Here is an 831-nt window from a genome sequence, read left to right as displayed (position 1 = left end):
AGGAACCGGTCACCGGTGACGAGCAGGACAGACTGGCCACCGAGGCCTCGCACCTGTCGCCCCGTGACCGGGCCGGCCTGGTCACGGCATGGCGGCAGACCGGCACACACACCACCCAGTGGCCCGACAACCTCATGGCCTGGCAACAGGACCCGCAACCCACACCATGGCAGGCGAACCCGCAACCCACACCATGGCAGGCGGACCCTGACACCCAGATGAAGCTGCAAGCCGCCGAGCAGTTTCACAAAAGAGAAGGCCACCTCGACGTACCGTCCCACTGGAAGGAGCTGGTCGACGGCGAGTATATATCTCTCGGAGACTGGATCTCGAATATACGCAGAAAGCACACGGAGGTTAACGGCGACACGCGGGAAAAACTCGACAAATTGAGAATGCGCTGGGGAAATATACGCAACACTGACACCCAGATGAAGCTGCAAGCCGCCGAGCAGTTTCGCAAAAGAGAAGGCCACCTCGAGGTACCGTTCAGGCATAGGGAGCCAGTCGGCGGCAAGAAAATAAATCTCGGACACTGGATCTCGAATGTACGCACCGGCAACACGGTTGACGACGACACGCGGGCCGTACTCGACAGATTGGGAATGCGGTGGGACAAAATATGCAAGCCCATTGACATTCAGTTGAGGCTGCAAGCCGCCGAGCAGTTTTACAAAAGAGAAGGCGACCTCAAGGTACCGTCCGGCTGGAAGGAGCCGGTCGGCGGCGAGAATGTACCTCTCGCAAACTGGTTTGCTGATCTACGCAGCGGCCGCGCGAAAGTCGACGACAACACTCGGGCCGTACTCGACGGAATGGGTATGCAGTGGG

The 831-nt window shown here is 59.3% G+C and carries 1 protein-coding gene; it reads left to right on the top strand.

The genetic code is table 11. The annotated features are described in order from the left end of the window. A partial coding sequence (locus ACRWND_RS30870) for a helicase associated domain-containing protein (RefSeq protein ID WP_431955286.1) occupies positions 1-831 on the top strand: 831 nt, incomplete at both ends.

Origin of the sequence: Actinacidiphila sp. bgisy167, from assembly GCF_965342175.1 — a bacterium.
Lineage (GTDB): Bacteria > Actinomycetota > Actinomycetes > Streptomycetales > Streptomycetaceae > Actinacidiphila.
This window is presented reverse-complemented; position numbering and strand designations above follow the sequence as displayed.